This window comes from Streptomyces sp. AM6-12, assembly GCF_044327085.1.
GTDB lineage: Bacteria > Actinomycetota > Actinomycetes > Streptomycetales > Streptomycetaceae > Streptomyces.
The window spans coordinates 168,249-191,332 of record NZ_JBIQWN010000001.1 but is presented as its reverse complement, the minus strand read 5'-3'; the positions used below and the strand labels follow the sequence as shown (position 1 = coordinate 191,332).

Sequence of the window (23,084 nt, the reverse complement as noted above, 5' to 3'; positions counted from 1 at the left end):
CCGGCGCAGCCTTGTTCCCGGCACCGAACACGATCACGAGCACAGGAGGACGCGATGCCGCTCACCCTCGACACCTACCGGCTGCTGGGCCGCTCAGGGCTCCGGGTCTCACCGCTGGCCCTGGGCGCGGCGACCTTCGGCACCGAATCGGGCTGGGGCGCCGAGCGGGAGGAGGCACGCAAGCTGTTCGACCTGTACGTCGAGCGCGGCGGAAACTTCATCGACACCGCCAACACCTACAGCGGCGGCACCTCGGAACGCCTGCTGGGCGAGTTCGTCCGCGACCGGCGCGAGAGCCTGGTCCTGGCGACGAAGTACACGACGCTGCGCGACCCCGGCGACCCGAACTCCTCGGGCAGTCACCGCAAGAGCCTGTCCGCCTCGGTGGAGGCGAGTCTGCGACGGCTGGGCACGGACTACATCGACCTGCTCTACCTGCACGTCTGGGACTTCACGACACCGGTCGAGGAGATCCTGCGTGGCATGGACGACCTCGTCCGGCAGGGCAAGGTCCTCTACGTGGCCATCTCCAACGCCCCCGCCTGGCAGATCTCGCGCATGCAGACCGTCGCCGACCTGCGCGGCTGGTCACCGCTGGTCGCGCTGCAGATCGAGTACAACCTGGTCGAGCGCACCGGGGAGCGCGACCTGATCCCCATGGCCCGCGAGATGGGGCTGGGCGTCGTCCCGTACTCGCCGCTAGCCGGTGGCGTCCTCACCGGCAAGTACGGCCGCGCCGACCTGGCCGGGGCGGACGCCGGTGACGGCACCCGCAGGGCCTTCAACGTCGCGCTCGGCACGGTCACCGAACGCAATCTCGCCATCGCCGACGTCGTCGGTGAGGTCGCCGGGGAGACGGGGCGTACCCCCGCCCAGGTCGGACTGGCCTGGACGTTGCGGAACCCCGGCGTGACGGCCCCGGTCATCGGCGCCCGCACACCCGCCCAACTGGAGGACAATCTCGGCGCCTTGGAGGTCGACTTCACCGCCGCCCAACTGGCCCGCCTCGACGAGATCAGCGCGATCAGCCTCGGCTACCCGCACGACTTGCTCGCGAGCGACCACATCCGCGCGGTGACCCGGGGCGAGCTGAAGATCCCGACCCACCGCTGACCTCGATGCCGGGGCCGAGGACGGCCAGGCCACCGTCCTCGGCCCCGGCGTGTCCGCCCCAAGGGCCGTACGACACGGGGGAGACCACTTTTTGGCAGCCGGTCCGGAAGCGGCTCCGGACGCAGAAGAGTGACCGCGTCCGGAGTCCCGAGGACGACACCGACCTTGAGGCCGGCTTCAGCGCGGCGGCCGACCGGGCCCGCGCCACCGTGGACCGCTCCACCGGCCAAGGGATGATGCCTACGGGGCGCACCGGACGGGCGGCCTCCCCAGCGGGGTTGCCGCCCGCGGCAGGCCGGCCCGCGCCATGGCCGGGAGATCGCTCCTGGCTGGTCACGCCAGGTTCCTCGCCACCTTCGACGCCACCGGCAGCAACGACTTCCTGAAGGCGTCTGAGGCCGGTAGGGCCTACCGCGACTTGCCACCTCGTCAGTCGTCGATCGCCTGGTAGAGCGTGGTCCAGAAGTCGTGGATGAGCTGTGCCGGGGCGGGGAGAGACAGTCCGACTTGGGTGAGCAGGATGCCTACGAGCCCGTTGTGCGGGTCGGCGTAGGCGGTGGTGCCGGTACCGCCGTCCCAGCCGAACTGGCCGATCGGCGCGTAGTCGCCGCGGTAGGTGCGTACCGCCATGCCGTAGCCCCAGCCGCCGTGCTGTCCCTGGCCGAAGGAGATGTGGACGTTGTTGCGGGCGAGGTCGTTGCGGGCGGCCTGCTGCTCGGGGGTGAGACAGTTGGTGGTCATCAGGTCCACGGCCGGCCGGGACAGGATGCGTTCGCCGCCGTGTGTCCCGTGGTTCAGCAGCATCCGGAAGTAGGCGTGGTAGTCGTCGACGGTGGAGACGAGACCGCCGCCGCCCGACTGGAACGCCGGAGGCGCGCTGTACTGCCCGCCCACCGCCTCGTCCCATATGGTGAATTCCCCGGTCTGCGGGTCCGGCGTGTAGCAGGGCGGCAGCCGGTCGATCGTGCCGGCGGGCACATGGAAACCGGTGTCCTTCATGCCCAGCGGGCCGAAGATCCGTTCGCGCAGGAACGACTCGAACGACTGCCCGGTGACCCGGGCTACGAGCACACCGAGCACGTCGTTGCTGATCTGGTACTGCCAGTGCTCTCCGGGCTGGTGCATCAGGGGCAGCGTGCCCAGCCGGCGCATCCACTCGTCCGGTGCGGCCGTCGCTGACGCGCTCTGGCTGAAGATGCCCCGTTCGAAGACCGCGTCCATGATCGGGGTGCCCAGCGAGGTCAGATCCATGCCGAGCCCGAAGGTGGAGGTCAGCAGGTCCCGTACGGTGATCGGCCGCCGTGCCGGCACGGTGTCGTCCAGCGGGCCGTCGACCCGCTTGAGCACCTGCCGGTCGGCGAGCTCGGGCAGCCACTGCTCCACCAGGTCGTCAAGGCGCAGCCGGCACTCGTCCAGCAGGACCATCGCGGCAGCCATCGTGACCGGCTTGGACGTCGAGGCCATCCGGAAGATCGTGTCCTGGCGCATCGGCGCGCCACCGTCGTGGCGCATCGTTCCGACCGCCTCGACGTGTGTCTCACCGCCCCGGCTGAACAGGGCGACGAGTCCGGGAATCCGCCCGGACTCCACGTGCCGTGCCAGCACGTCGCGGATTCTGCGCAGCCCCGCCTCGGAGAAGCCGCTGTGCTGGTCGGTGAGGTGGACGGACATAACTGTGTGCTCCTTGCGGGGCGGGTGGGTGGGGGGTCGATCCGGGGGGACGTGGCCGGGCCGGGCCGGTCCTGGGCGGTGGCCGGGTGGTGTTCGCGGTGCGGGACGCCTCCCGGCGCGTCGTCCACGGACTTCGGGAGTTCGGGTGCGTTCAGCTCGCCGGGATGGCTTTGCGGAGGGTCCTCGGGAAGGGAGCGGGTCACAGGCTGCGGGCGGTGATGTCGCCGTGGGAGGTGGTGGCGCGGATGTCGAGCTCTGCGGTGCCGTCGTTCTTGAGGGCGTTGCTGATGCGGCCGTAGGCGGTGTGGGCGTCCAGGGCGGCCGACACACCGGCGCCGGCGCCGACCGTGATGTCGCCGTGCTGGGTGCTGAGTACGACCGTGCCGCCCATGGCCTCGGTGATCCGGATGCCGCCCCTTGCGGTGCTGATCTGCGCGCTCGCGCCCAACCGGCCGATCTCCACGTCGCCGTCGACCGCGGTGAGACGGACGCTCGCGGCCTCGTCCAGCTTGATCTGGCGGTACGCGCCTTCGAAGGCGATGTCGCCGAGTCGGCCGACGGCCCGTAGTTCGGCGCCGGCCGACTTGGCCTGGACGTGGGAACCGGCGGGCAGTTCGATCGTCACCTCGATGGACCCGGAGGAGCCGAAGTACTGGTCCTTCGCCGAGGATTCGATCCGCAGGACTCCGTCGGCGTATTCGACCGTGGTCTGGCCGGCTGCCTTCACATCACGGCTTTTCGAGGCGTTCGCGGGCAGGACCTGGACCGCGGTGTCGGCCCGGTCCACGGCGACGAACCGTACGCGTCCCGCCGGGATGTCCAGGACGGCGGAGATCGGGGCGGGGGTGTCGAACTTCTGCATGGGGCGGCTCTCCCTGACTTGCGACCCGTTGTTTCCGAACGTTGGAAACACTACGTTGCTTTCCATTAGACGGCAACGACAGCTTTGCGTTGGATTGACAATCCCGCAGGTGAGCATGCATAAATCATTGCGACCGATCCGGAGTTAATGCAACGCCGAACGATCCTTCATTGCAATGCGTTGAAGGTGAACGCTAAGGGGGGAGGCGTCCGGAACACCGACTGGCAGCGGCATCACGGTCCGCGAGGGCGCAACGCGCTGTGCCTCAGTCGAAGCTCCAGCTGTTCGCGCAGGCGGGAGGGAGGCAGCCTCGCGCCTGCGCGAACACGCCTGGCTACAGCCGGTCAGAGTGACGAATGCGATCGCCGAGGCGGCCGCTGCGATGACCGGCAGGGCAGCCGCCGGTCCTGGTAGACGTGGCGTCCGAAAGCGGCGCCGAGCATTACGCACGCCCCGTTGGGCAGAGGGGGTCGCCGAGCCGCTGCCGCCGGGTTGCTGGAGGGCGGCACCCCGGTAGTAGATCAATGCCATGGCGGTAATCAACACCGGGAGGTTCACCGGGAAGACCGAGCGCCGACCGAGCCAGGCCACTAGCGGGCCTCCGGCTGCGAACGGGGACACGGCTGTGCCGCCGCTCGCGAAAGCCGGCACCGTGCCGACGCCGGTGTCCCGTTTGCGGCCAGGTGAAGACGGCGGAGGAGGTCATGGCTACGCCCTACGGCACGATGAAACTCCCGGCGACGCCTTGCAGTGCGAGGCCGGCGACCAGCTACGGCACACTGTGCGCGGCCGCGCACGGCAGTGCGGCGAGAAGGGACAGAGCGATGCCGAAGATGGTCGTGCGACATCGGCCGAAGGCGTCGGTGACCCAGCCGGACGCGGGCGTCACGCCGCCGAAACGAGACTGAAAGTGCAGCGGCGGGGCAGCGGCCTCTGGCACTACCCCGGACCAGCCAGCCGGCGCCACCTCCGGCCGTCCCGGCGAGGAGGACCTGGCACAGCACGCGTCATCGCGTGACCGCGGGTACCCGAGGTCCACGGTCATCACGGCCGCTCACCCCGCTCACCTTGCTGGTTCCGTAGGAGGCCCGACATGGACAGTCCGTACCGTTCGGCGAAGCCGTCGCACCGGCCGCCCGCTGACGGCCTCGCCATGAAATTGCTCGGCATCTATCTCAACGACCACATGGCCGGTGCCACCGCCGGAGTGCTGCGGGCCGGTCATTTGGCCCGGAGCAGCCGCGGTTCCGCGCTCGGCCGGGCGGTCGGTCCTGTGGCCACGGAGATCGCGCAGGACCGGGCGGCGCTGCTGGGGATCATGCGGGACTTGGGGGTTCCCGTGCGCCGCTACAAGGTCTGCGCGGGCTGGGCGGGTGAGAGGCTGGGACGACTGAAGGGCAATGGCCGACTGATCCGGCGCTCGCCGCTCAGCACGGTGCTGGAGCTGGAGGCGCTGCGCCTCGCGGTGGAGGGCAAGGCCGCCGGGTGGCAAACCCTGCGTCGGCTCAGTGCCGTCGACCAACGTCTTGACGCGGCGCAGCTCGACACGCTGCTGGAGAGGGCCCGGCGTCAGCAGAAGACGTTGGAGGAGTGGCGCGTCCGCGCGGCCGAGGCGGTCTTCCGCGCCGCGAGCGATCCGACGAGCGGGGAGTAAAGCAGGGCGGAGGATCGCGGAGGCTGCGCCTCGGGTAGGCGAGCGTGAAGCATACGAGGGGGCCGCCGATCTGCGAGGTCCGCAGTACCAGCCCAGCGACCTGCTCAGCTACCGCCTCAGCTCGTCGGACCGATGTCCGGGCAGGCCCCGACCCGCACGACCGCGAGTTGCCGCCACAACATGGTGTCGCCTACCGCGGCTGTCGGTGCGGATGCTGCGTACTGGCGCTTCCGGCCCTCCGGGTCCGGGCCGACCGACATAACGGGGACGAGCCTTGCGCTCCCGGCACGTCGGGGCACGCGCCTCCCGGCGTCGTCAATCGGGCGCGTGAGCGCTTCCACTGGGACCGGCAGTGCCCCCCTACCTGTTACCTGTCGACTGGCAACTGCTCGGCCTGCACGCCGGCGGCGAACTCGGCGAACGCGTCTTCCTCGAAGCCCCGGACCCGGACCCGAAATGGAGTGGCAGCCCTCGTCGACGCAGAGCGTCAGCGTCACCACCTGCTGTGATGCCCCTACTTGTGCTCGCTGGGAAGCAACCGCGCCCTGTTACGCCGAATGCCCACTCGGTTTGCGCTCGCGGGACCGGGGATACACGGTCGAGGCGTTGCGGTCAGCACAGGAGAAGGGGACCCAAATGGGCCATGGTGGAGATGTCATCGCGGAACTGACCACCGATCACCGCGAAGTCGAGCAACTGTTCGGAAAGATCGAAGCCCTCCCTCCGGGGGACGAGCAGCGGAAGAAGTACACCGACCAAGCCGTGATCGAGCTGGTGCGGCACTCCGTCGCCGAGGAGGCGTACCTCTACCCGGCTGTGCGCGACTTCCTGCCGGACGGTGACACGGTCGCCGACAAGGAGATCGAAGACCACGCCGAGGCCGAGCGCACGATGAAGGCACTTGAGGGTCTCGACGCCGGCGACCCGGAGTTCGACCGGCTCATCGGCCAGCTGATGACCGAGATCCGCTCGCACGTCAGCGACGAGGAAACCAACCTGTTCCCCCGCCTGCGCTCGGCAGCCTCCGAGGACGAGCTCATGAAGCTGGGCGACAAGGTCCGCCAAGCCAAGAAGACCGCCCCGACCCGGCCGCACCCGTCGGCTCCGGACACCCCGCCGGCCAACAAGCTGCTGGCCCCCGGTGCAGGCATGGTGGACCGGATCAGGGATGCCCTGACAGGGCGCGGCAAGGATTGACGTAGCTGGATGGTACGGGGCGCCAACCCGCCGGTCACTCTTCGCCGACGTGCCCGAGGCCGACACGGAGCGCGTTCTGGCCGGCTGAGCCCGTAGAGCGTTCGCCCCTTCACGGAGCCGCGTCGCCCTGCACAGGTGCGCCGACGAACCTGAACATGATTCCCCTGACGCCGAGTTGGAAGGCGGCAAGGTCCCCGCCCTCCTGGCGGCGAAGCGCTACACGGTGGAGCATTCGCCCGTGCTCTGACCGGCCGGATCGACGCCGGGGGGCGGAGGCCGAGCGGTATCGCCAAGTCCCCCGACGAACCCCGCACCGGGACGGCCTGCGGCGCATCGACGGCCCGGTGATGGTAGCCCACTCCTACGGCGGCGTACCCAGACCCGACGTCATAAGGGCGCCAGGTGACGCAGAGTCGGCTCAGCGCGTCACAGCCGTCTTGTGGTGGCGCGTCGAAGCCCTGGCCGGCTTGCATTGCCTATGAACGCCTGTCGCCGGCAACCCTCCGTCACGGAGGGCCGTCAGATCTTCTCGCGGGCGAAGGCGCGACCGACCCTGACACGCGCCCTGTGGTGTGGGCGGTTGTGTTCCTCATTCCAACCTGAGTGCCGACGACTGCTTGCGCCCCGGATATGTCATCTCACATGGCGGTAGTCGCTGCGTCAGTTCCGGTCTCCGCTGCGCGCGTTCGGTTGGGCGGTGTGCGCCGGCGCGTGGCGTCTGCGCTCGCCTCGCGGCCTCGGCATATCGGACAAACGGGTCACACTGGAGAATCTCTGGTGCCGACGCGGGTAGCGGGAGGTGAAAGCCACTCCGTTTGGGAGGCGCATCGCATGGCACCGACTGGGGATGTCCTGGAGGTGATCCTCAAAGATCACCAGCCGATGGACGATCCGCTGCGCCTCGTGTGCGGCGCGGAGGCCGAACGCCGGGCTGCGCTGCGCGACTTCGCGCACCTGCTGACCGACCACGGCGAGGCCGGGAGGGCCTTGGTACACGCCGTCACGCAGTTGACCTCCGTCCCGCCCCACCACACTGACGACGAGGAGCGCATCTTCGTCAACCACGCCTGGGAAAACGTCAGTCGGCACCGCCGGGAGGAACTCGGCGCCCCCCTCGCCCGGACGGAAGCCCGACGTGCTGGCGGCGCGCCGCAGCAGCGTCGCCGCCATGCACCCCCGCATGGTGCGCACCGCCGCCCCGCGTGAGACACCCGATGCGTACCCCTGACCGGCAGGACGATCCGGACCGCCGCGGGGGACAGACCTACGACAGGAGCCGCCATGGAATGGGATGTGGACACCTTCATCGCCCGGGTCACCGAACGCGCACGCTACGACAGACCGCAACAGGCAGCCAGAGCCGTACAAAACGTGTTGGAGGTCCTCGGCGCCCACCTCGTGGGCGCGGACCGCACGGACCTGGCCGCCCTGCTCCCCGACGGATGCGGTTCGCTGCTGACCGCGGCCGAGCCGGCCAGCGAACCACTGTCCCCGGCGTCGTTCGTCCGAGCCGTGGCCGACCGCAGCAACGAGGACGTCGCCGAGGCCAGGCGGGAGATCGACGCCGTACTGCCTACCCTCGCCGACGCCGCGGACCACGCACTGCTGCGTCGGCTGCTCATCCAGTTGCCACCGGGGCACGCAGGTCTATTCGGTTGCACGGACCCCGGATGACCGGCGGGGCACGCACTGGCGAGGCCTGGGCGCCGTCGGCGCACGCCCAGGGTCAGTCGCCGACGGCCTGGGCGATGTCCTGCGGGTCCAGGCCGGTGAGCTGAGCGATGCGCGGCGCGGGGATGCCGGCGGTGAGGGCGCGGTGGACCAGCGACTGCCAGTCCTGGGTGGTGTCCCGGAAACTGAGCAGCTCGGACTCCATGTCCGTCAGGGACGCGGGCGCGCACGCGTGCTCGACCCGCAGTGTCTCCTCCTCACTGAGGGGGACCGGCAGCCGCTCCGCCTCCTCGGGAATGAGCACCTCGGAGCCCGCCGGGACGATCCTGACGTGCTCGGAGGAAATGGCTGTCCCGTGGGCGTGGAGCCAGCCCAGGACCGCCGGACTCTCGGCGCACTCCAGATCGCCGACCGCCGACAGGGCGGCCCCCAGACGCGGATGACGCTCCGGGAGAAGGAACAACAAGGCATCGTCGGCCATGGCCGTCGCACCCCTTTCGAAGAAGCAGGCTGGGGACGTCATTGATATCCCCTCAGGAGGCGCTCTGCCCGCAGAGGCGATGCTCACTCGCCCGGATCACCCGTCCGGGTTCGCCTCCACCGGTCGAGGTGACCGGTTCCGTCGGCGGGTAGCAGTCCTGTCGCGCGGGCGTGCGCGGGCGGCAGGGTGTCCGGGCAGCCGCTTACGGATGTCGTCGAGTGTGTGTCCGTGACTTCCGACCCCGCCGACGTCATGTCGGCACAGACCGGTCCCCTCACGCAGCCGGGCACCGCGCCGCCCGGTGCCCATGGAGCACCGGCGGAGAACCCGCGTCAGCGGGCACCGCCGGCACTCCAGCGGGACGGAGCCCAGCGGGCCGACGCGGGCCGGCTGTACCTGCGTCGGCAGGCGCTGCCGCACTCGGTCATGGGGGCCGCACATCCGCCTCGGCCGGCACCTCGCCGTCCTCCGGGCCCGCGAGGTCCGCACCACTCCGGCTCAGGGCGACATCGTCGGTGGGCCGAGCCGACTCGCCCCGGATACCGCCGGGATGGGAGGCCGCGGCTTCAGGTCACCGAGGCGGTCGGCGTGCGGCCGGGTGGCCCCGCGGAGCAGGTGCCAGGCGAGGTGGGACGCCGAGCGGCGAATCCGGTTCGATGTCCCCGGCGCGGGCGCCCTCGCGCCGGGCTGCGCTCAGGACTGGACGATACGGCGTACGTTGTCGAGCGAGCCGCAGTCGGCCTTGAGCTGGCGCTCGCGCTCGTCCAGGAACGCCGCTCCCAGTTCCTCGCGCCGCTCCATCGCCACGTTCTCCCGCGCGCCGTTGAGGATGGTGCGCTCCTCCTCGTCGGCGTGGTGAGTGACGGCTTCCACCAGCGCCTCCAGTTTGGCGTCCCACTCCTCGGAGCCGACGTCCGCCACCTCCAAGAGGTCCAGGAGGGCCTGGTTGCCCTCCTCGTGCTCGTGCTCGCCGTGCTCTACTTCCTCGTCGTCGATGTTCTTGTACCGCTTCAGGGCGGGATAGACCTCGGACTCCTCGGCCAGCGCGTGGGCGACCAGCAGGTCCGCGAACTCCCGGAGCGCGGCCTCCCGGTCCGCCTCGACGCTGCGCATCAGGCGGAACAGGTCCTCCATGCGCCGGTGGTCCTGGAGGATGAGTTCGACGACGTCCTGGGTTTCGGCCATGGCTGTGGCACCACTTTCGTGAGAACGGTTGGGCTCCTGTCGCCTACCCTCGCCGACCGCGTTGATGACATCCAGGCGTCAGCGTGCTGGCGGCGGACGACGTGGTCGGCGGCCGGATGCGGACGGACCGCCTGGACGGCTTCACGGTGGTCCGCGGCTTCCATGTCGTCAACAACCCGGCCTGTCCGCAGCTGCGCCGCCGTCTGCCCGCGCGGTTCGTCGGCCCGCGCCCCTTCCTGCCGGGCGTCCTGGTGCACAGGGGTGATCAGCGCGTGCTGCCGGACGACCCGCGCCGTCATCCCGACGCGGTGGCCTCGCTGCCGGCCGGGCGGCTCGCCCGGCCGCGCGACCTACTGGCGCCGGCCGTGCTCGGTACCCGCGATGCGCTCGCCCCGGCCCGCACGCTCAAGCACGCTCCCGAGTGCACCGCCGGCACCGCGTTGACCGACGCGGGCTTCTCCGAGCCGTTCATCCGAGGCCTTCTTCCGGCCGTTCGGGGGTCTTCCTCTCAGGGGTCTTCCTGGAGGACTCGCTGGAGACGGTTCCGCACGCCTTGGCCGCCGCCTTTCCAGAGGGCACCGTACGGCACCCCAGTCCGCGCCGCGTGGCAGCGCCCTGATCGCCGCGTCATGCTGCTCAGCCTCTCGTGATCCCGCCAACCATTGGCGCCGGAGGATTCAGGGGGCTGTTCCGTACGCCCCGAGTCGGCCGCGGTCTCGGCTCGCCGCCTGTCACCGGGTCCGGCGGCAGTTGCAGGAAGGCCGCCCGGCCCGCGTCATCCATGCCGTTCCCGTCCGGTTTACCTTGCCCGGCCCTCGTCCCGTGCCTGGTGGAAGGCGTCCGACAGCGCCTCCGCGGCACCGGACAGGACACCCTTGGCCATACCGCGGGTGCCGGATCCCTTGAGCTGCTCGGGTAGTTCGGTGAGACCGGCCGGCTTCCGCGGCCCCGATTCCAGGTCCAGACGGTTGCATGCCTCAGCGAAGCGCAGGTAGGTATCGACGCTGGCGACCACGATACGGATGTCGATCTTGAGTATCTCGATACCGACGAGGGAGACCCGTACGAAAGCGTCGATCACCAACCCCCGGTCGAGGATGAGCTCCAGAACGTCGTACAGGCCACTGGACCCGCCACCGCCGCCAGCCCGCGCTGCCACGGTCATCACGACCAACCCCTCTTCATCAGTCCCGCGTGGCCCCGTCGACGCCGCGCCGGGCAGCGGCGAGGGCTGCCTGTTCGTGTGACCCGGTGCGCTGGGGTCAAACGCGCGTGCGAGCCGATCGGCCGATGCCTCGTGCGGTGCCCCGCGTGGGCGCTACCGGCCGGTCGAGGGCTGACGAGCGGCGTTCCGGCGGGGTTGTCCCTGGCCCGGTTCCGGCGCGGTCCTGCGGGGCGACGCGCTGCCGCGAGGAGGGGGAGGGGCCGGCCGGTGGACGCGCGGGCCGCGCCGTTCTACTCCTTGGGAGGCTTGACGGCGACGTCCAGGTAGAAGGCGTCGATGCTGCGGACGGCCGCCTCGAACTCTTCGAGGTTGACGGGCTTGGTGACGTACGCGTTGGCGTGGTGGTGGTAGGCACCGGTGACGTCATCGGGGGCGGCGGACGTGGTCAGCACGACGACCGGAATGGTGCGCAGGTCGGCGTCCTCCTTCACCACGGCGAGGAACTCGCGCCCGTTCATACGCGGCATGTTCAGGTCGAGCACGATGAGGTCGGGACGCGCGTTGCCCGGGTCACGCAGATAGTCGAGTGCCTCGACACCGTCGGAGACCTGGGTGAGGTTACGAGTACCGCGCTCGGTGAGGGCGTCCTGGATGAGCATCGCGTCGGCGAGGTCGTCCTCGACCAGCAGCACGTCGTAGGGGCGGGTTGCGGCGGCAGCCATGATTCAGGTGCTCCGGTGTCAGGGGCGATGGGTCGGATGGATTGTTTCGCTGGTGATCAGACCGGGCCAGCGGCGCCGTGCTCCCTGCCGGCTCATGCTGACGGCCTGACCGATCTCGGGGTACCCGGCTCCGCTCTCGGCGGCGGCGTGCGCGGCCTGGTCCTCCAGATGTCGAACGGCCTGCTTGACGTCGGTGAGAACCCGCAGGCGCAGCAGAGCATATCTGCGGGTCTCTTGAATCTGATCAGCGGGCTGCACCGGCGGGCGGACGGATTCCGGGGTGAGGCGCCGACTGACTTCGTCCACCAGCCGGGCCACCAGAGCGGCCGTATCCTCGCTGGGCGGGCGGGGAGCGGGAGACGGATCAAGCATGGCCTCACTCTACTGCCCCGCCACAGAGGTGGACAACATGTGTTGTCGAAGCGCGGGTACAGTGTCCCTGCCGTGCACCTCAGTGCGGCAAGGGCGGCCGACCAGGGGAGAGAAGCCAAAACGATGACAAGCGAGCAGGCGCAGGCTCCGGGCGTGTTGGGCGGCTGGACGACCCGCCGCTGGTTGCGCGTCGGGGTGACCGGCGTGCTCGTCGTGCTGGCGGTGCTGGGGTCCCTGGGCGGCTGGGCCATGTGGCGGACCTCCGAGCTCACCGCTTCGTTGGTCGACCGGCGCTCCCCGGCCCTGATCGAGTCGATCCGGATAGAAGAGGCTCTGATCAATCAGGAGACCGGCATCCGGGGCTACGGCATGTCCGGTCGGCGGGACTTCCTGCAACCGTACGCGCAGGGCGTGGCCGACGAGAAGACGGCACTCAGGAGAGTGCGGCTCCTCCTCGACGGCGACAGCCGAGCACTTGCCGATCTGGCCGAGGTGGAGAAGAACGCCGATGCCTGGCAGAAGCTCATAGCCCGGCCCATCGCGACGGCTCCCCCCGCCGAGGCCGCGAGGATCGCCGGGGAGCGGGCTGACGCGGGCAAGGCGGACTTCGACTCACTGCGGCGTGCGCTTGCACGCCAGCAGGCCCACCTCCAGGACGAACGGGCGACGGCCACGCGTGAGCTGAAGCAGGCGGTGAGCTTGCGGAACTGGATGTTCTCGGTCATCGCCCTGGTCATCGCCGTGGTGGCGGTGCTCGTCTTCGAGGGCCTGCGCCGCGGTGTCACCCGCCCGCTCAGCCGGCTCGGTGCTGCTGCCCGCGACGTCGCCCAGGGCCGTTTCGACCGCTCGATCACCGGCAGCGGACCCGCCGACCTGCGGCGACTGGCCACCGACGTGGACTCCATGCGCGTGCGGCTGGTGGAGGAGCTGCGCTTCAGCGAAGGGACCCGCAAGGCCCTGGACGAGCAGGCCGAGGACCTGAGGCGGTCGAACGCGGAGTTGGAGCAGTTCGCCTACGTCGCCTCGCACGACCTCCAGGAGCCGCTGCGCAAGGTCTCCAGCTTCACCCAGCTGCTGCAACGTCGCTACGGCGGCCAGCTGGACGCGAAGGCGGACCAGTACATCGCCTTCGCCGTGGACGGCGCCAACCGGATGCAGAACCTCATCAACGACCTGCTGGCCTTCTCCCGAGTCGGCCGTGTCCACAACGAGCACCGCACCGTGGACCTGGAGGAAGTACTGGGCAGAACGCTGGACGACCTGAGTGTGAGGGTGGAGGAGACCGGTGCGGAGATCACCCACGACACCCTGCCCGTCGTCGTCGGGGACCTGACCCAGCTGGGCATGCTGTGGCAGAACCTGCTGTCCAACGCGCTCAAGTTCCACAGCCCCGACCGGCCGCCGCGCATCCACATCGGTGCCGAGCGCAAGCAGGACGTGTGGGAGTTCACGGTCACCGACAACGGCATCGGCATCGCGCCGGAGTTCCAGGAGAAGGTGTTCATCCTCTTCCAGCGGCTGCACACCAAAGACGCCTATCCGGGCACCGGCATCGGCCTCGCGATGTGCAAGAAGGTCGTGGAGTTCCACGGCGGTACGATCAGGATCGATCCGGACCACAGCCTGGGAACCCGCGTCGTCCTGACCCTCCCCGCCCTCGACGCCGCGACGGCGGCCCCGGACAGAGAGACGCAGTCGTGACCGCTCCAGCCGCAGGCCGCGCCGAGCAGTACGCGATGCTGCTGGTGGAGGACGACGACGGAGACGCCCTCCTGGTCGAGGAACTCCTGTACGACACCGACCTGCCGCACACCCTGACGCGGTGCCGTTCGGCGGCCGAGGCGCGCACGGCACTGGAGGCGGCTCCCGTCGACTGCGTCCTGCTCGATCTGCACCTGCCCGACGCGAGCGGCGTGGGGACGGTCCAGGCGATCCAGGCCGACACACAGGCCGCCATCATCGTGCTCACCGGGCTGGAGGAGCCCCGCGCCGGCGTCGACGCCCTTGCCGCCGGCGCCCAGGACTACCTCATCAAGGGCAAGGTCGAGCCCGAACTGATGCAGCGGGCCGTCCGCTACGCCGTCCAGCGCAAGCAGGCCGAGCGCGCCAACGCCGCCTTGCAGATCGGCCGTCTGCGGGCGGAGGAGAACGCGCGCCTTGAACGTGGGCTGCTCCCCGAACCCATCCTGTCCTCCGCCAGCGTCACCGCCTCCAGCCGCTACTACCCCGGCCGGGCGCAGGCCCTGCTGGGCGGCGACTTCCTCGATGTCGTCCAGACCGGGGACGGCAAGGTCCACGCCGTCATCGGAGACGTCAGCGGCCATGGCCCCGACGCGGCCGCGCTGGGCGTCTGCCTCCGCATCGCCTGGCGGTCCCTCACCCTCGGTGGCCACCGCGATCAGGAACTACTCCACCTCCTCGAACAGATTCACATCGCCGAACGCGCGGGCAACGACTTGTTCACCACCTGCACCCTGATCACCCTGGACCCGGCGGCCGCCACTCTCACCCTGCACCTGGCCGGCCATCACGAGCCCCTCATCACCACGCCGGACGGCACACAGCAGGTCAGCGCCGCCCACGGCATCGCGCTGGGTATCGCTCCCGGACTCGGCGACTGGCCCGCCACCACGGTGGCGCTGCCCGCCGAAGGCGCGCTCATCGCCTACACCGACGGTCTCATCGAGGGCTTCGCGGAGGGCACGGGCGCCCGGCTCGGCGTGGACGGTCTGCTGCGCATCATCGGCAAGCTGCACACATCCGATCCCGGCGCCCATCTCGACGAGATCATCGCCCGCACCCGCGCGCTCAACGCGGATCGCCATACCGACGACCTCGCCGTCCTGCGCCTTGACTGGAAGAAAGGGGCGACACCCCGCCGTACCGGCAGCGCTTGACGGACCGTGCCACGGCCGCGCACCGGCTCATGCCCGGCCGTCCCTGCGCGGCGGTACCCGCCCGGCGCACACCCCTGCCCCTTCGGCGACCGAGCGTCGGGTGGGGCCCGGTGGATCGGGTGCGCCGCGTGAATATCTGAGGGGGCGTCGGATGATGACCGGGATGTCCGCGACCGCGCCGGCGGAGGTGGACGAGTCGTTGTCGCTGCCGCGGTTGCGGCTTACCCGGCACGCAACCTGGCGCACCATCACCGCACGGTGGTCAGGGGAGGGGCCGCCCCGGATGCCGTCCCCGGACTCGATGCATTCCACTCCGGGCGCGGGGTACCCGTCGTCGGGTACGACGTACAAGCAGTGCGGGAGGTATCTCATGAGCAAGCTCGGGGACATCGCGAACAAGGCCAAGGAGATGGCCGAGCGCCACCCGGACCAGGCCGACAAGGGCGTCGAGAGCGCCGAGCGGCTGGTCGACGAGCGCACGGGCGACAAGTACGACGCCCAGACCGACCGGGCCGCGGAAGCGGTGCGGCGTTCCTACGGCGGTCACGGCACGGACGAGCACTGACGCCGTACCACCGGCAGACGGGCCCCGTGGCGGCACCCACGCCCCGCGGGGCCCGGTCGTATCCCGCCCTCGTGCCACGGACGCCGTCCGGCCCGCGGCCGCCGCTTTCGTGAAGCCGGAAGCCCGCGAGGCGTGGTGGCCCCACCTCGGGGCACCCTTGGGCCATGGAGGAGAGCCCCAGCACACGTCCACCGACCCGCGCCTTCGTGCTGGGCGGCGGCGGCGCGCTCGGCGCGTACGAGGTCGGCATGCTCAAGGCCCTCTTCGCCTCGGGCGTGCGCCCCGACCTCGTCGTCGGCACCTCCGTGGGGGCGATCAACGGCGCTGTCGTCGCCGCAGACCCGTCGAGTTCGTCCGTGGCCCGGCTCGCCGATCTGTGGACCGGTCTCGGGCGTTCCGGTGTGTTCTCCGGATCGCTGCTGGGCCGGCTGGGCACCGCCGCGCGCAGCGGCACGCACCTCTACCACGCCACACCCTTGAGCGAGTTGCTCACCTCCCACGTGCCGGTCACTCACATCGAGGACCTGGCCCTGGCGTTCCAGTGCGTCGCCGCGAGCATCGAGCGGGCCGCCGAGCACTGGTTCGCCGACGGACCGCTGGTCGAGGCCGTGCTCGCGTCCTGCGCGGTGCCCGGCCTGCTGCCGCCCGTCCGGGTGGGCGGGGAGCACTACGTCGACGGGGGCCTGGTCAACAGCATTCCCGTCGGCCGCGCGGTGGCTCTCGGGGCGACCGAGGTGTACGTCCTCCAGGTGGGCCGGGTGGAGCGGGCACTCTCGCCGCCACGGGCCCCCTGGCAGGTCGCTCTGGTGGCCTTCGAGATCGCCCGCAGGCACCGGTTCGCCCGTGACATGGCGGACCTCCCGGCGGGAGTCACGGTCCACGTGCTGCCCTCGGGGTCGAGCCACGAGGAGGGCACGGCGACCCTGCGGCAGTTGCGTCACCGCAGCTTCGGACGGACGGCCGAACGCATCGAACGCGCCTACGCGGCTTCCTCCCGCTACCTCGACGCCTCCCTCGGATAGAGCCACTCCGCCGGTTCTCGTCGGGGAGCAGGAGCCGTTACGGAGCCGACCGATTTCACAGAAAGGGCCCTGACCATGACCGGTGCGAGTGCCCTGCACAGGCGCCCGGCGAGGCTCGCCGGTGCGGCGGTCACCGGCCTGCGCCGTGCGACCACCATCACACTGCTGCTGGCGCTCGTGCCCGTGGCGGCGGGGCTCCTCGTCGCAGCGGCCCTGCTCCGCGCCCCGCTCGCGCCCGTCATGCGCGAGCCGTGGCGGCCCGTGCGGATCATCGGTTTCGCTCTGCTCTACCTGCTGGCGGAGCTGGGCGGACTGCTGGCCGCCGCTGTTCTGTGGGCCCGCCGACTTCCCGACCGAAGGCACCGGGAGGAGCGTCGCGCGGCGGACGCCTTCGCCGTACTGGAGCGACTGCTACGGCTGCTACGGCGGGCCGCCGAAGCGGTCTTCCGGCTCAGACTGGAGGTGACGCCCGCGCTCGCCGCCACGTCCCGTCCCGTAGCGGCGCCGGTGCTGGTCTTCGTACGGCACGCCGGTGTCGGCGACTCCTTCCTGCTGATGCAGACATTGCTCGGCCAGGCTGGTCTGCGCCCGCACCTCGTTCTGAAGCGGACCTTGCGCGCCGACCCCGCCCTCGACGTGTTGATCGGGCAGGTGCCCCACTGCTTTCTCCCGTCCCTCGACGGCCGGGACGAGGAAGCGATCGGGGAACTGGCGGCGGGACTGCGGCCCGGTGACGCGCTCGTCATCTTTCCGGAGGGCGGCAACTTCACGCCGCGCCGACGGCGGCGCGCGATCGCCTCGCTGCGCCGCCGCGGATTGCCGCGCCGGGCGCGCCGTGCGGAACGGATGCAGCATGTCCTGCCACCCAGGGATGCCGGCGCCCTCGCCGCGATCGCCGCCGCGCCCACGACGGACATCGTCTTCGTCGCCCACACCGGCCTGGACGTCCTCCACTCGGCGCGCACCGCGTGGACCCGGCTGCCCCTGCGCGACGCCGTGCGCGCGCATTGGTGGCGCGTACCCGCAGACAGCGTGCCGCGGGGCGAGGACGCCCGCAGTGAATGGCTGCTCGCCCAGTGGGACCGCGTCGACCGCTGGGTGGCCGACCATGCCACTCCGGGCGCCACGCACGCGTAAGGGGGGCGGCCACCGCGTCTGCCGCCCGAGGTGGCGTCCACGGGAAGGACGGGTGGAACCCGGCTTCCGCGGGGCGCGCCCACGCCCGGGTGAGCCTCCGTCGGAGTCACCCGAACGACCTGGCCGGGCGCGTGACGAGGTGCAGGAGTTGCTCCGTGGGCCCGCGCCTGAACAGCCGGGTCCACGCCGTGGCCAGCAGCATGGTGGCCGCGATGAAGAGGGCCAGCACCGCCAGGGCGGACATGCCGTCGCCGTCGACGGCGGGTAGGTACCAGACGTCGTCGAAGAACCACAGCGCCAGGATGTGCAGGACGTACGAGGTCAGGGCCATCATGCCCACCGCGGCGACGGGGCCGGTCAGACGCGCGAGCCGGGGTGTCCGCTCGGCGACGGTCAGGCAGGCGGCGACCACGACCACGGCGACTCCGGTGGTGCCGACGATGGAGAACGTCGTCTCGCTGTGCGGGACGGCCACCAGCAACCAGGCGGGCGGGGGCCGGCCCGCCGGTTCGCCCGCGGTGTCGGACCACCACCACGGGGACGACGCCGGACTGTGCGTGGCGGACGCGATGGCGGACAGGGCGTGCGGGACAAGGTGCAGAGCCAGCCAGGAGCCGCCGTAGCCCAGCAGCGCGAGTGCCCCACCGGTCAGCGCGAGCAGCGATCTCGCGTGCGCCCGGCCCAGGTCCAGCCGGGCCACCGCCATTCCGGCGAGCAGGAACGGTATCCAGGTGAGCACCGGGTAGTCCCCGGTGAACAACAGCTCCATGGTGCCGTCCGTGCCGGTCACGAGGGCCAGGGGGTCGTGGGCCGCGATGACGTCCGCCCAGCCGCCGTCCGAGACGACCGCCCGGACCCCGTACAGGGCCTGGGGGAGGACCAGGGCGCCCGCGGCGGCGATGAGGGCCAGCGTCCCGGCCCGCAGCCGGTACAGGGGGAGCACGGCGAGGAAGAGAACCCCGTAGTAGCTGAGGATCACGTCGACCTCGGTGCCCAGGGCGCTCAACGCGTACCCGAGGACCAGCAGTACGCCGGCGCGGATCACGACCGTGGCCACGGCCTGCCTGCCCGCCCGGCCGGTACGGGGCTGCGGGCGGCCGGTGATGATGATCAGGGAGAACCCGGCCAGCAGGGCGAAGAGGGCGGAGGAGCGGCCACTCGCCGTCTCCAGCAGGAATCCCACCGGGCCGCCCACCGCCGGGTCGGGACCGACATGGACCGAGAACATGCCGAAGACCGCGAGCCCGCGGGCCAGGTCGATCCCGATGAGCCGCCCCGGCGGCACTCTCCCGGCCCTGGCGGGAGCCGGGGCGGGGGGACGGGCTCGTACGGGCGGCGATGGCATACGCGCCGACGGGGCCGGGAGTACTTCGGGGGCCGGTGTCGCGCTGTGCGCCGGTGCTTTGCGGGCCATGTACCGATGGGTTCACCGCGACGCCGCCCGAACCACTCCGGCAGCCGTCCCGATCCCCTCCGCCACACGTCCGCCACCCCCTCCGCCACACGTCCGCGACCCCCTCCGCCGACCGGACGGCCGCCGGCCCGCCGACCGGCTGAGTCGGTGCCCCCCGATCGGCGGGTACCGCATGCCGGTCGGCCCCGCCGGGCTCCCGCGGGGGTAGGCATCGCACGGAGGCACGCGACGAGCGGAGCGCACGTGGTCCGGGTAATGGTGATCGACGACGAAGCCCTGATCCGTACGGGTTTCACGCACATTCTCAACGCGGCCGACGACATCGAGGTCGTCGGCGCGGTGCCCGGCGGCCGGGGCGTCGACGCGGTGCGGGAACTGCGCCCCGATGTCGTCCTGCTCGACATCCGGATGCCGGACGTCGACGGGCTGTCCGTGCTGGCCGGCCTGCGCCGCATGCCCGAACCCCCGGTGGTCGCGATCCTCACCACGTTCGACGCGGACGACTACGTGACGACGGCACTGCGCTCGGGCGCCGCCGGCTTCCTGCTCAAGGACACCGATCCCGAGGAGCTTCCCCACCTGGTGCGCACGCTGGCGCAGGGCGGGACCGTGCTGTCGTCCAAGGTCATGCGCAGGGTGGTGGACGGCTACCTCGACCACGGCGTGCGCGAGCCCACCGCGGTGCGCCTCACCGACCGGCTCACCGGGCGTGAACGCGCGATCCTCGCCCTCATGGCCGAGGGACTGGCCAACACCGACATCGGCGAGCGGCTGCACCTGAGCACCGGAACCGTGAAAGGCCACGTCACCAACCTGCTCGGCAAGCTGCGGGTCAGCAGCCGGGTCCAGGCCGTACTGATCGCCGAGCGCGCCGGTCTGCTCGCGCGGGACGGGGACGAGGGCGTACGTTGACCCCCCGACGGCCTTCGGACCGGCAGCTCGACGTGGTCCTCGTCGGGCTCGCGCTGGTCGACGCGTCGGCCCATGTCGCCATCGCGGACCAGCCGGCCGCCGCCTGCGCGCTCCTCGGCGCGCTCTCGCTCGGCGCGCGCCGCCGGCTGCCCCTGGCGACCTTCGTCCTCACGCTCCCCACCGCCCTGATCACGGACGCGGTCCTCGCGCCGATGGCCGCGCTGTACACGCTCGCCTCGCTCAATCGCCACCGCGTCCTGCTGGCGGCCTGCGCCCTCACCTATGCCGTCATCGACTACCTGCCCTGGCCGTGGTCGTCCCTCGACGCCACGGAGCTGTCCCAGACGAACAACCTCTTCCACCTCAGCTACACGGTGGCCACCGCTGCCGCCCCGGTCTTCCTGGGCCAACTCGTCCAGGCCCGGCGCGAACTCTCCCTGCGCCTCGCCGACATCTGCGCGGCTCGCGAGCAGGAACGGCTGCTGACCGCCCGGAGCGTCCTCGCCGAGGAACGCGCCCAGCTCGCCCGCGAGATGCACGACGTGGTCTCCCACCAGGTCAGTCTGATCGCCGTACAGGCCGGAGCACTCCAGGTGGGCAGCGGGGACTCCGAGACGAGGCGGGCCGCGGCCACGATCCGCCGCCTGAGTGTGCAGACCCTGGACGAGTTGCGGCACATGGTCGGCGTCCTGCGCGACTCCGGCAGCGAACCGAGCGAACTGACACCGCAGCCCTCCCTCGCCGACCTGGAGCGGCTGATCGACGCCAGCGGCATCGAGACGAAACTGGAGACCGATCTGCCCGACGACCTGCCGCCCAGGCTGCAGCGCGCCGTCTACCGCACCGTGCAGGAGGCGCTGACCAACGCGCGCAAGCACGCCCCCGGCGCCACGGCGACCGTCCGCATCGTCCACCGCGGGGACCGGGTCCGCACCACCGTCACCAACACCGCCCCGCTCCGGCGGGCGCTGGCGCTGCCGAGCGCCCAGCACGGTCTGGTCGGCCTGGCACAGCGGGCCGAACTCCTCGGCGGCAGCCTGACCTCCGGGCCCACCGCGGACGGCGGTTACGAACTCCGCATGGAACTGCCCGTCGCGCGCAACCGCTGAAGACCCGGCCGGCGGACACCGCGTCCCGCACGCTGCCGGCCGGTGTGCAATCGGAAACGGTCTGCCGCGGTGCCGGGCCAGCGGCTCAGCTGAACGTGCGTCGGTAGGTCTGCGGACTGACGCCAGTGGTGCGTTTGAAGCGGTCGCGGAAGGCGGTGGGTGAGCCGAAGCCCACCTGACCCCCGATGTGTTCGACGGAGTGCTTCGTCGTTTCGAGGAGGTGCTGTGCCTGGCGGATGCGGGCTCGGTGGAGCCACTGGAGCGGGGTGGTGCCGATCTGGTCGTTGAAATGCCGGATCAGTGTCCGGGTGCTGGTGCCCGCCCGCTCGGCGATGTCGGCAAGAGTCAGATCGCGGGCCAGATTCTCCCGCAACCAGCCGAGCAGCGCCTCCAGTTCGGAGCCGTGCGGCGTGGGCGCGTGGTCGTAGGCGATGAACTGCGCCTGCCCGCCCTCCCGTTCGAGCGGCATCACCGACAGTCGGGCGGCGTCGGCGGCTACGGCCGAGCCGTAGTCACGGCGGATCATGTGCAGGCACAGGTCCATGCCCGCGGCCGCGCCGGCCGAGGTCAGGAACTGGCCGTTGTCGACGTAGAGGACCTCCGGGTCGACGTCGACGGCCGGGTACATGGCGGCCAGCAGCTCGGCCGCACACCAGTGGGTCGTGGCGCGCAGCCCGTCGAGGAGCCCGGTGGCGGCCAGCGGGAAGGTGCCCGCGCAGATGGAGGCGATCCGGGTGCCGACGGCGGCGGCCGAGCGCAGCGCGTCACGTACGGCGGGGGAGAGCGGAGCGGTGGGATCGGTGACACCGGGCACGAAGATCGTTTCCGCGTCCCGCAGGCCCTCCAGGCCCCAGGGAGCACGTACGACGAAGGCTCCGGCGTCGATCTCGGGGTCCTCGGCGCACACGCGGACCTGGTAACCGGGGCCGCCGTCGGGCAGGCGGGTCCGGGAGAAGACCTCGATCGGGGTGGACAGGTCGAACGGGATCACCTGGTCCAACGCGAGAACGGCGACGGTGTGCATGGCCAGAACGTACCTCCCCCCGGCGAGACGAGTCCGGGCCGGTGCCCGGACCGCCTCATGTCACCGCGGTTCCGGGCCCCATGGAAGGCGCTGGCATTTTCCCGTTGAAACATGTCACTAGTGCCACTGGGCGATCACCGTGGCAGCCGGTTGACTTCGGAGCGTCCGAGGGAACCGGCCCCGAAGGAACATCCGTGCACGTCCGGGTCGTCCAGTTCGATGGCTTCCCCCGCCCGGTGCCCTTCACGGGCCAGCCGCTCGCCAACCCCTTGTCCAGTCAGGAAGAAGAACATCAGCATGTGCGTCAAAGGCGCCCGCAGCCTGCACGAGGCCGTAGCCGACCCGCGTCCCCACCAAGGCATCCCCTCCAGGGCCGACCGCCTTCCGTTCTCGCAAGCCATCGGCGAGCGCCGGCCCGGCCGGGAGTACCAGGCGTGACCAAGTTCCTCCTGTCACTGCACGTCCTGGCCGCCATCGTCACCATCGGCCCGGTCACCGTCGCCGCGAGCATGTTCCCCGCGGCGCTGCGCCGCGCTCTGGGCGACTCCGGCGACGGCGACGCCCGGACGACCCTGCGGACACTGCACCGCATCTGCCGGGTCTACGCCGGCATCGGCATCGCGGTCCCGCTTTTCGGCTTCGCCACGGCCGGCGGCCTCGGCGTGCTCGGCAGCCCATGGCTGATCACCTCGATCCTGCTGACCGCGGTGGCCGCCGGTGTCCTGGTCCTGCTCATCCTGCCCGCTCAGGACCGCGCCCTGACCGAGACGGCGAGTCCCGCCGCGCCACGGCCGGCGCGCACCCCCCTGGCAGCGGGCCGACTCGCCATGTTCACCGGCATCTTCAACGTGCTGTGGGTCACCGTCACCGTACTGATGATCGCTCGTCCCGGCTCCACCACGGGAGTGTGA

The 23,084-nt window shown here is 71.0% G+C and carries 24 protein-coding genes; 15 read left to right on the top strand and 9 right to left on the bottom strand.

The annotated features are described in order from the left end of the window. The first annotated feature begins 54 nt into the window (after nucleotides 1-54). On the top strand, nucleotides 55-1,113 hold the full coding sequence (locus ACE4Q9_RS00930; RefSeq protein WP_397982253.1) for an aldo/keto reductase: 1,059 nt from the start codon (nucleotides 55-57) through the stop codon (nucleotides 1,111-1,113). Between the two features lie 429 nt (nucleotides 1,114-1,542). Here the strand turns inward: ACE4Q9_RS00930 and ACE4Q9_RS00925 are convergent, their stop codons facing one another. Continuing rightward, a complete protein-coding gene (locus ACE4Q9_RS00925; protein WP_397982252.1) occupies nucleotides 1,543-2,784 on the bottom strand; it encodes a serine hydrolase domain-containing protein in 1,242 nt (413 codons plus the stop codon). Nucleotides 2,785-2,983: 199 nt separating this feature from the next. Beyond that, nucleotides 2,984-3,646, bottom strand: a complete 663-nt coding sequence (locus ACE4Q9_RS00920) for a DUF4097 family beta strand repeat-containing protein (RefSeq protein WP_397982251.1) — start codon at nucleotides 3,644-3,646, stop codon at nucleotides 2,984-2,986. Nucleotides 3,647-4,739: 1,093 nt separating this feature from the next. Between ACE4Q9_RS00920 and ACE4Q9_RS00915 the strand changes: the two genes are divergently transcribed. The 4 genes from ACE4Q9_RS00915 to ACE4Q9_RS00900 all read left to right on the top strand — a co-directional run bounded on the left by ACE4Q9_RS00915 (nucleotide 4,740) and on the right by ACE4Q9_RS00900 (nucleotide 8,171). Then, nucleotides 4,740-5,300 carry a hypothetical protein gene (locus ACE4Q9_RS00915; RefSeq protein ID WP_397982250.1) on the top strand — a complete coding sequence of 187 codons (561 nt, stop codon included), beginning with the start codon at nucleotides 4,740-4,742 and terminating at the stop codon, nucleotides 5,298-5,300. Nucleotides 5,301-5,936: 636 nt separating this feature from the next. After that, on the top strand, nucleotides 5,937-6,497 hold the full coding sequence (locus ACE4Q9_RS00910; RefSeq protein WP_397982249.1) for a hemerythrin domain-containing protein: 561 nt from the start codon (nucleotides 5,937-5,939) through the stop codon (nucleotides 6,495-6,497). Between the two features lie 831 nt (nucleotides 6,498-7,328). Continuing rightward, entirely contained in the window at nucleotides 7,329-7,703 is a 375-nt protein-coding gene (locus ACE4Q9_RS00905; protein WP_397982248.1) for a hypothetical protein, read from the top strand. A gap of 75 nt (nucleotides 7,704-7,778) precedes the next feature. Further along, a complete protein-coding gene (locus ACE4Q9_RS00900) occupies nucleotides 7,779-8,171 on the top strand; it encodes a DUF2267 domain-containing protein (RefSeq protein WP_397982247.1) in 393 nt (130 codons plus the stop codon). A gap of 52 nt (nucleotides 8,172-8,223) precedes the next feature. On the opposite strand, the gene ACE4Q9_RS00895 is transcribed toward ACE4Q9_RS00900, so the two are convergent. Beyond that, complete coding sequence (locus ACE4Q9_RS00895) at nucleotides 8,224-8,649, bottom strand: DUF6003 family protein (RefSeq protein ID WP_397982246.1); 426 nt, start codon at nucleotides 8,647-8,649, stop codon at nucleotides 8,224-8,226. 693 nt (nucleotides 8,650-9,342) lie between these two features. Beyond that, the gene (locus ACE4Q9_RS00890) at nucleotides 9,343-9,834 is read right to left on the bottom strand and encodes a hemerythrin domain-containing protein (RefSeq protein WP_397982245.1); all 492 of its coding nucleotides are present in this window, start codon (nucleotides 9,832-9,834) and stop codon (nucleotides 9,343-9,345) included. Between the two features lie 83 nt (nucleotides 9,835-9,917). On the opposite strand from ACE4Q9_RS00890, the gene ACE4Q9_RS00885 reads away from it, so the two are divergent. After that, a complete protein-coding gene (locus tag ACE4Q9_RS00885) occupies nucleotides 9,918-10,484 on the top strand; it encodes an FAD-dependent oxidoreductase (RefSeq protein ID WP_397982244.1) in 567 nt (188 codons plus the stop codon). A gap of 149 nt (nucleotides 10,485-10,633) precedes the next feature. On the opposite strand, the gene gvpJ is transcribed toward ACE4Q9_RS00885, so the two are convergent. From gvpJ to ACE4Q9_RS00870, 3 genes are all read right to left on the bottom strand, one after another. Beyond that, nucleotides 10,634-10,999, bottom strand: coding sequence for a gas vesicle protein GvpJ (gvpJ, locus tag ACE4Q9_RS00880; RefSeq protein WP_397982243.1), 366 nt, complete (start codon nucleotides 10,997-10,999; stop codon nucleotides 10,634-10,636). 290 nt (nucleotides 11,000-11,289) lie between these two features. Continuing rightward, the gene (locus tag ACE4Q9_RS00875) at nucleotides 11,290-11,721 is read right to left on the bottom strand and encodes a response regulator (RefSeq protein WP_397982242.1); all 432 of its coding nucleotides are present in this window, start codon (nucleotides 11,719-11,721) and stop codon (nucleotides 11,290-11,292) included. 18 nt (nucleotides 11,722-11,739) lie between these two features. Then, nucleotides 11,740-12,093 (bottom strand): hypothetical protein, encoded by a 354-nt coding sequence (locus ACE4Q9_RS00870; RefSeq protein ID WP_397982241.1) that lies wholly within the window; start codon nucleotides 12,091-12,093, stop codon nucleotides 11,740-11,742. Between the two features lie 123 nt (nucleotides 12,094-12,216). Here ACE4Q9_RS00870 and ACE4Q9_RS00865 point away from each other — a divergent pair, with 123 nt between their 5' ends. From ACE4Q9_RS00865 to ACE4Q9_RS00845, 5 genes are all read left to right on the top strand, one after another. After that, nucleotides 12,217-13,794, top strand: a complete 1,578-nt coding sequence (locus ACE4Q9_RS00865) for an ATP-binding protein (protein WP_397982240.1) — start codon at nucleotides 12,217-12,219, stop codon at nucleotides 13,792-13,794. After that, nucleotides 13,791-14,990 (top strand): PP2C family protein-serine/threonine phosphatase, encoded by a 1,200-nt coding sequence (locus ACE4Q9_RS00860; RefSeq protein ID WP_397982239.1) that lies wholly within the window; start codon nucleotides 13,791-13,793, stop codon nucleotides 14,988-14,990. Before ACE4Q9_RS00865 ends, ACE4Q9_RS00860 begins: the two co-directional genes overlap by 4 nt. 370 nt (nucleotides 14,991-15,360) lie before the next feature. Next, nucleotides 15,361-15,555 carry an antitoxin gene (locus ACE4Q9_RS00855; RefSeq protein WP_397982238.1) on the top strand — a complete coding sequence of 65 codons (195 nt, stop codon included), beginning with the start codon at nucleotides 15,361-15,363 and terminating at the stop codon, nucleotides 15,553-15,555. 164 nt (nucleotides 15,556-15,719) lie between these two features. After that, a complete protein-coding gene (locus ACE4Q9_RS00850; RefSeq protein ID WP_397982237.1) occupies nucleotides 15,720-16,577 on the top strand; it encodes a patatin-like phospholipase family protein in 858 nt (285 codons plus the stop codon). A gap of 75 nt (nucleotides 16,578-16,652) precedes the next feature. Beyond that, the gene (locus tag ACE4Q9_RS00845; RefSeq protein WP_397982236.1) at nucleotides 16,653-17,714 is read left to right on the top strand and encodes a 1-acyl-sn-glycerol-3-phosphate acyltransferase; all 1,062 of its coding nucleotides are present in this window, start codon (nucleotides 16,653-16,655) and stop codon (nucleotides 17,712-17,714) included. A gap of 106 nt (nucleotides 17,715-17,820) precedes the next feature. Here ACE4Q9_RS00845 and ACE4Q9_RS00840 read toward each other — a convergent pair whose 3' ends face one another. Next, nucleotides 17,821-19,059, bottom strand: coding sequence for a DUF418 domain-containing protein (locus ACE4Q9_RS00840; RefSeq protein WP_397982235.1), 1,239 nt, complete (start codon nucleotides 19,057-19,059; stop codon nucleotides 17,821-17,823). A gap of 312 nt (nucleotides 19,060-19,371) precedes the next feature. Between ACE4Q9_RS00840 and ACE4Q9_RS00835 the strand changes: the two genes are divergently transcribed. Both ACE4Q9_RS00835 and ACE4Q9_RS00830 read left to right on the top strand, forming a co-directional pair. After that, on the top strand, nucleotides 19,372-20,040 hold the full coding sequence (locus ACE4Q9_RS00835) for a response regulator (protein WP_397982234.1): 669 nt from the start codon (nucleotides 19,372-19,374) through the stop codon (nucleotides 20,038-20,040). Further along, nucleotides 20,037-21,149, top strand: a complete 1,113-nt coding sequence (locus ACE4Q9_RS00830) for a sensor histidine kinase (RefSeq protein WP_397982233.1) — start codon at nucleotides 20,037-20,039, stop codon at nucleotides 21,147-21,149. Before ACE4Q9_RS00835 ends, ACE4Q9_RS00830 begins: the two co-directional genes overlap by 4 nt. Before the next feature lie 85 nt (nucleotides 21,150-21,234). Here ACE4Q9_RS00830 and ACE4Q9_RS00825 read toward each other — a convergent pair whose 3' ends face one another. Next, nucleotides 21,235-22,173, bottom strand: coding sequence for a GlxA family transcriptional regulator (locus ACE4Q9_RS00825; RefSeq protein WP_397982232.1), 939 nt, complete (start codon nucleotides 22,171-22,173; stop codon nucleotides 21,235-21,237). A 297-nt stretch (nucleotides 22,174-22,470) separates the two neighbouring features. Here ACE4Q9_RS00825 and ACE4Q9_RS00820 point away from each other — a divergent pair, with 297 nt between their 5' ends. After that, nucleotides 22,471-22,611 carry a hypothetical protein gene (locus tag ACE4Q9_RS00820; RefSeq protein ID WP_397982231.1) on the top strand — a complete coding sequence of 47 codons (141 nt, stop codon included), beginning with the start codon at nucleotides 22,471-22,473 and terminating at the stop codon, nucleotides 22,609-22,611. Beyond that, a complete protein-coding gene (locus ACE4Q9_RS00815; protein ID WP_397982230.1) occupies nucleotides 22,608-23,084 on the top strand; it encodes a DUF2269 family protein in 477 nt (158 codons plus the stop codon). Before ACE4Q9_RS00820 ends, ACE4Q9_RS00815 begins: the two co-directional genes overlap by 4 nt.

Excerpts from the sequence above, each read along its gene's own strand:
- ACE4Q9_RS00930 (WP_397982253.1), top strand. The coding sequence starts at position 55 with ATGCCGCTCACCCTCGACACCTACCGGCTGCTGGGCCGCTCAGGGCTC.
- ACE4Q9_RS00925 (WP_397982252.1), bottom strand. The coding sequence starts at position 2,784 with ATGTCCGTCCACCTCACCGACCAGCACAGCGGCTTCTCCGAGGCGGGG.
- ACE4Q9_RS00920 (WP_397982251.1), bottom strand. The coding sequence starts at position 3,646 with ATGCAGAAGTTCGACACCCCCGCCCCGATCTCCGCCGTCCTGGACATC.
- ACE4Q9_RS00915 (WP_397982250.1), top strand. The coding sequence starts at position 4,740 with ATGGACAGTCCGTACCGTTCGGCGAAGCCGTCGCACCGGCCGCCCGCT.
- ACE4Q9_RS00910 (WP_397982249.1), top strand. The coding sequence starts at position 5,937 with ATGGGCCATGGTGGAGATGTCATCGCGGAACTGACCACCGATCACCGC.
- ACE4Q9_RS00905 (WP_397982248.1), top strand. The coding sequence starts at position 7,329 with ATGGCACCGACTGGGGATGTCCTGGAGGTGATCCTCAAAGATCACCAG.
- ACE4Q9_RS00900 (WP_397982247.1), top strand. The coding sequence starts at position 7,779 with ATGGAATGGGATGTGGACACCTTCATCGCCCGGGTCACCGAACGCGCA.
- ACE4Q9_RS00895 (WP_397982246.1), bottom strand. The coding sequence starts at position 8,649 with ATGGCCGACGATGCCTTGTTGTTCCTTCTCCCGGAGCGTCATCCGCGT.
- ACE4Q9_RS00890 (WP_397982245.1), bottom strand. The coding sequence starts at position 9,834 with ATGGCCGAAACCCAGGACGTCGTCGAACTCATCCTCCAGGACCACCGG.
- gvpJ (WP_397982243.1), bottom strand. The coding sequence starts at position 10,999 with ATGACCGTGGCAGCGCGGGCTGGCGGCGGTGGCGGGTCCAGTGGCCTG.
- ACE4Q9_RS00875 (WP_397982242.1), bottom strand. The coding sequence starts at position 11,721 with ATGGCTGCCGCCGCAACCCGCCCCTACGACGTGCTGCTGGTCGAGGAC.
- ACE4Q9_RS00870 (WP_397982241.1), bottom strand. The coding sequence starts at position 12,093 with ATGCTTGATCCGTCTCCCGCTCCCCGCCCGCCCAGCGAGGATACGGCC.
- ACE4Q9_RS00865 (WP_397982240.1), top strand. The coding sequence starts at position 12,217 with ATGACAAGCGAGCAGGCGCAGGCTCCGGGCGTGTTGGGCGGCTGGACG.
- ACE4Q9_RS00855 (WP_397982238.1), top strand. The coding sequence starts at position 15,361 with ATGAGCAAGCTCGGGGACATCGCGAACAAGGCCAAGGAGATGGCCGAG.
- ACE4Q9_RS00850 (WP_397982237.1), top strand. The coding sequence starts at position 15,720 with ATGGAGGAGAGCCCCAGCACACGTCCACCGACCCGCGCCTTCGTGCTG.
- ACE4Q9_RS00845 (WP_397982236.1), top strand. The coding sequence starts at position 16,653 with ATGACCGGTGCGAGTGCCCTGCACAGGCGCCCGGCGAGGCTCGCCGGT.
- ACE4Q9_RS00840 (WP_397982235.1), bottom strand. The coding sequence starts at position 19,059 with ATGCCATCGCCGCCCGTACGAGCCCGTCCCCCCGCCCCGGCTCCCGCC.
- ACE4Q9_RS00825 (WP_397982232.1), bottom strand. The coding sequence starts at position 22,173 with ATGCACACCGTCGCCGTTCTCGCGTTGGACCAGGTGATCCCGTTCGAC.
- ACE4Q9_RS00820 (WP_397982231.1), top strand. The coding sequence starts at position 22,471 with ATGTGCGTCAAAGGCGCCCGCAGCCTGCACGAGGCCGTAGCCGACCCG.